This window comes from Oleiphilus sp. HI0080, assembly GCF_001635135.1.
In genome coordinates, this window is record NZ_LWFU01000586.1 from 1 (window position 1) to 3,269 (window position 3,269).

Consider the following 3,269-nt stretch of genomic DNA (forward strand, 5'->3'; position numbering starts at 1 on the left):
TCAGCGTGTACTTAGTGCAGGCGCCACCGGATATGTTTCAAAAAGCAGTCATATTTCAGAAATTATTAAGGCGATAAAAATAGTCGACCTGGGCGAGCGCTACCTTAGTGCTGATATCGCGCAAAATATTGCCTTAAATGATAGCGCAGACCCATTCGAAGACCTATCAAGTCGCGAGATGCAAATAGCGTCCATGATCATTGATTGTAGAAAGGTTCAGGATATATCTGATGCGCTTTGCCTTAGCCCAAAAACAGTGAATACCTATCGCTATCGTATTTTTGAAAAGCTAAAGATCCAAAGTGACGTGGAGTTGACCCTCTTAGCGCTTAAGCATGGGCTGTTAGAAGTTGATGCCGCCGGGTAAACAAACACAAAACCATCCCGCATCTTTCGATGCAAAAGCATATTTAAAAAACCTTTCTTTGGCCCCCGGCGTGTATCGCATGTTCGATGCCGTGGGCGACATACTTTATGTTGGCAAGGCTAAGAGCTTAAAAAAGCGTGTCTCGAGTTATTTTCTCAAGCAAGATCATGCGCCTAAAACAAGGGCGCTGGTTTCAAAGATTGCCAATATTGAAGTTACGATCACCAACAGTGAAACCGATGCGCTGATTCTTGAGCAAAATCTGATTAAGGAGTTGAAGCCTCCTTACAATATTTTGCTTAGAGATGATAAGTCCTACCCCTATATCTATTTAGCCAGTGATAAAGAATTTCCTTCTTTGAGTCTCAAGCGTGTTCGTAGCAAAGGCAAAGTGGGGCAATACTTTGGACCGTTTCCGAATGCGCATGCGGTGCGCGAAAGTCTAGGATTGTTGGAGAAGCTATTTAAGGTGCGCCAGTGTCAGGAATCATTCTATCGGAATCGTTCTCGCCCTTGTTTGCAGTACCAAATAAAACGCTGTAAAGCGCCTTGTGTTGGCTTGGTGAGTGAAGAGGAGTATCGACAAGACGTTGAGCATGTTGTGATGTTCTTGCAAGGCAAGAACCCTGAGCTAATTCGTCAATTGATCAAAGAGATGGAGAAAGCTTCGGTCGATTTAGATTTTGAAAAAGCAGCAGAGCTGCGTGATCAGATCCAATACTTGCGCCATGCACAGGAAAGTCAAAGTGTTGAGTCAGGCATTGCAGATCTTGATGTCATCGCCATGAGCGATGGGCCAGGTATTAGTGTGTATTCGATGCTCTTTATTCGTAAAGGGCGTATTTTGGGACACAAAAACTACACACCTAAAGTCTTGCTCGACGAAAGTCAGGAAGAGCGACTACAAGGTTTTTTAGAGCAATACTATGTGGGTTCTGGTGTTGAGAAGGACTTGCCGAGTGAGGTGATTCTGCCTTTTAGCGTTCCGGATAAAGAAATGCTCAGCGATGCGCTCCAGAGTGTCGCCGGCAAGCAGATTCGTTTTGCCCATAAAGTGAAAACGATTCGTGCACAGTGGCAGAAACTTGCTCAGACCAATGCGGATAATGCGCTTAAGACGTATCTCGCGAACAAAGAAAACGTTTTTCAGCGCGTTGATTCGCTTCGTACATTATTGCAATTACCGGCGCTTCCCAAGCGAATGGAGTGCTTCGATATTAGCCATAGTTCCGGCGAGAAGACAGTTGCATCCTGTGTTGTGTTTAATGATCAGGGGCCGCTCAAATCTGATTATCGAACCTTCAACATTGAAGGTATCGAACCTGGAGATGATTACGCCGCCATGCGTCAGGCGCTTTCACGTCGTTATCGAAAAGTAAACGATGAGCCTACCAAAAGGCCAGACATTATTTTTATTGATGGCGGCAAGGGGCAGCTGAATATGGCTATTGAGGTTATGAGTGCGTTAAACGCTAGCGACATTTTGTTGCTCGGTATTGCGAAAGGCACAACCCGTAAAGCGGGTTTTGAAACTCTGTTTATTCCTGATGGGCAGGGCGGTCTGAAAACGATACAATGCGCAGCCGATGAGCCGAGCTTGCATTTAATGCAGCAAATACGTGATGAGGCGCATCGATTTGCGATAACTGGGCATAGAAAGCGGCGCGATAAGAGTCGTCCGCAATCTCAGCTTGAGGTGATTGAGGGCGTCGGCCCTACACGTCGGCGTGCTCTCATTAAGTATTTCGGTAGTGTGCAGGGAATTAAAACGGCCTCAATCGAAGAAATAAGTAAGGTTGATGGCATTAGCAGTAATCTTGCAGAACACATTTATCTCAGTTTGCATGGCGACTGAGTAGAGACAAGAAAATGAACTTACCGAATATTCTGACTCTGTCACGAATCGTCTTGATTCCTGTTTTCGTGATCGCATTTTATCTACCTTATGATTGGAACTATTACGCGTGTGCCGCGGTTTTCTGGATTGCCGGCGTGACCGATTGGTTTGATGGTTATTTGGCTCGAAAGTGGGACCAGATGACGCCTTTTGGAGCCTTTCTTGATCCTGTTGCAGACAAGCTCATGGTCACGATTTCTCTAGCTGTAATTATCGAAGAGTTTAGTGTTTGGTGGATTACCATTCCGGCTATTGTCATTGTTGGTCGAGAGGTGGTTGTTTCAGCGCTACGTGAATGGATGGCGGAGCAAGGTAAGCGCGAATCGGTAAAGGTTGGTTATATTGGTAAAGTGAAGACCATGTGTCAGATGAGCTCGATTTTCTTTTTGCTTATCGGTGCAAAGGTTGATGAGTCATTTTGGTTTGGATACGGTCTAATGGTATTTGCAGCGATCCTTACTATGTGGTCAATGGTGCAGTATCTATCGGCCTCTTGGGGCACTATGTTTGGTAAAGAGAGCCTAGGCGGTGGCGGCCAGGAGCGTCATTAGTATCCGTAGCCGAAGTAATTAAATTTTGCTGCAGAACTTGCTTGACTCTTTTAATCGATTCGTTAATATATGCGCCTCTTCGCAAGGCATGTCCTAGCGCGATGAAAAGTTTACGCGGGAATAGCTCAGTTGGTAGAGCACGACCTTGCCAAGGTCGGGGTCGCGAGTTCGAATCTCGTTTCCCGCTCCAAATAAAATGCCTCGGAAACCCCGAGGCGTTTTTGTTAAAAGCACACTATAATCTGTGAGGCTTTTAAAGGCGCTCTAAAAAAGCGCTGAGTACGATAGTACGACCAAAGGTAAAGAGTGCACTGGATGTAGCAATCCATGTTCATCGAAGGCACTTAAACACCTTGCACAAGATGGCGCGATAGCAAAGCGCTGAGTACGATAGTACGATCAAAGGTAAAGAGTGCACTGGATGTAGCAATCCATGTTCATCGAAGGCACTTAA

Annotated in this window: 3 protein-coding genes and 1 tRNA gene; all 4 read left to right on the forward strand. The window is 45.6% G+C overall.

Annotated features, from left to right (window positions below):
* Nucleotides 1-367: LuxR C-terminal-related transcriptional regulator (locus A3751_RS12865; RefSeq protein ID WP_231876891.1), on the forward strand; the 367-nt coding region annotated here is incomplete at its 5' end.
* Nucleotides 354-2,222 carry an excinuclease ABC subunit UvrC gene (uvrC, locus tag A3751_RS12870; protein ID WP_068456650.1) on the forward strand — a complete coding sequence of 623 codons (1,869 nt, stop codon included), beginning with the start codon at nt 354-356 and terminating at the stop codon, nt 2,220-2,222. The genes A3751_RS12865 and uvrC, both read left to right, overlap by 14 nt.
* 14 nt (nt 2,223-2,236) lie before the next feature.
* Nucleotides 2,237-2,815, forward strand: coding sequence for a CDP-diacylglycerol--glycerol-3-phosphate 3-phosphatidyltransferase (gene pgsA, locus A3751_RS12875; protein WP_068456653.1), 579 nt, complete (start codon nt 2,237-2,239; stop codon nt 2,813-2,815).
* Between the two features lie 114 nt (nt 2,816-2,929).
* Nucleotides 2,930-3,005 (forward strand) — tRNA-Gly (locus A3751_RS12880).
* The last annotated feature ends 264 nt before the right edge of the window (nt 3,006-3,269 follow it).

What these genes read in the sequence shown, in the direction of transcription:
- pgsA (WP_068456653.1), top strand. Translation starts at nt 2,237, where the DNA reads ATGAACTTACCGAATATTCTGACTCTGTCACGAATCGTCTTGATTCCT.
- uvrC (WP_068456650.1), top strand. Translation starts at nt 354, where the DNA reads ATGCCGCCGGGTAAACAAACACAAAACCATCCCGCATCTTTCGATGCA.